The organism is Ruegeria sp. CE9 (assembly GCF_056537425.1).
Map to the genome: position 1 here is coordinate 1 of NZ_JBQFRO010000065.1, position 1,384 is coordinate 1,384.

Annotated in this window: 3 protein-coding genes; 1 reads left to right on the forward strand and 2 read right to left on the reverse strand. The window is 60.1% G+C overall.

The window, feature by feature from the left end; genetic code table 11:
- On the reverse strand, nucleotides 1-247 hold a 247-nt coding region (locus tag ACR0B3_RS24000; protein WP_480811237.1), incomplete at its 3' end, for a transposase zinc-binding domain-containing protein.
- 12 nt (nucleotides 248-259) lie between these two features.
- On the reverse strand, nucleotides 260-1,132 hold the full coding sequence (locus ACR0B3_RS24005; protein ID WP_480811238.1) for a tyrosine-type recombinase/integrase: 873 nt from the start codon (nucleotides 1,130-1,132) through the stop codon (nucleotides 260-262).
- A 67-nt stretch (nucleotides 1,133-1,199) separates the two neighbouring features.
- Here ACR0B3_RS24005 and ACR0B3_RS24010 point away from each other — a divergent pair.
- On the forward strand, nucleotides 1,200-1,384 hold a 185-nt coding region (locus ACR0B3_RS24010; protein ID WP_480811239.1), incomplete at its 3' end, for a hypothetical protein.

The following is a 1,384-nucleotide window of genomic DNA, read 5'->3' on the forward strand; positions in this document are numbered from 1 at the left end:
TCCAGTCTTTTGCGGTTGCTCCCTGACACTTCGGGCAGTGCCGATTGCGGCAGGAGTTGTATGCAATGTGCTGGTGATCGCACTCTGTGCAGGCAGCGACATGCCCGCCGAGAGCGGCGGTGCGGCAGTTCTCAATCGCGGACATGACCTTCAACTGTGGAAGGTTCAGGTGTCCGGCATGTTCGCGGCGATAGGCCGGCCCATGATCGCGGAAGATATCCGCGACCTCCAGTCTGGGACGAGGCATCGGATCCGGGGTCTATCCGGCACCGGCCTCCCGTCGCACCAGCAGGTCGAGCGGGCTGGTCACATCCCGGATCGTCTTGATCGCCACCTTGGTATAAATCGTTGTGGTCTCCAGCTTGGCATGGCCCAGCAGCACCTGGATCACCCTGATATCCGTCCCTCCCTCCAGCAGATGCGTGGCAAAGCTGTGTCGCAGCGTTTGGGGCGAGACCCGCTTCTTGATCTCTGCAAAATCACAGGCCACTCCGAAGGCCCGGTTGAACTGCCGCGTCGAGATCGGGTCGACCCGGTTGCGGCCCGGGAACAACCAGCCCGCTGGCCGTGCTTCGCGGTAATAATCGCGCAGCAGCACAAGCAGGCTCGGCGACAGCATCACGTGGCGATCCTTGCGGCCCTTGCCTTGGTCGATGCGGATCAGCATCCGGTCGCTGTCGATGTCGCCGATCTTGAGATGTGTGACCTCGCTCGCTCGGAGCCCGCCACCGTAGGCCACGCTGAAGGCAGCCCGGTATCTCAGCCCCGGTCCAGGTGCCGCTTCGAGAATGCGGGTGACCTCCTCGGCGCTGAGCACAACCGGGATCTTCTTCGCCGCCCTCTGATACCGCATGTGCCGCTTCATCTCCGGACGCGGGCAGGTGGTCGCGTAGAAGAAACTCAGAACCGTCAGCCGGTTGTTGAAGGTCGGTGCGCCGACGCCCTTCTCCTTCATGTCCAGCTGGAACGCGCGCAATTCCTCGGGTGTCGCGCTATCCGGCGAATGCCCCAGAAACCCTGTAAAATCGCGCATCGCCCGCAAATACATCGTCTGGGTTTTTGGCTGCAGCCCCTTGATCCGCATATCTTCAATAAAACGGCGGCGCAGCGGTGGGATATGTTGCTCTGACATTGAAACCTCCTGTCGTCAGATTGAGAAGGCCTCAATCGTCCGACAGGTTGGTCAGTTCGCAAAATCCATGCAGTTCACATCAGCACGCAACACCCACCACAAGCACCAATACCGCGAGAGCGGTTTCGTCCTTGTCCGCATCTTACCAGTTCGTTCGTCCCGCAGCGAAGTTCCGCTTTTGACCTCTACAACTGAAACTCAGAATTCCCCCAGTCTTCTTGAGGAAAGCAGTGCTAACTTGCCTTCCGGCCT

Coding starts and splice junctions, on each gene's coding strand:
- ACR0B3_RS24005 (WP_480811238.1), bottom strand. CDS start 1,132: ATGTCAGAGCAACATATCCCACCGCTGCGCCGCCGTTTTATTGAAGAT.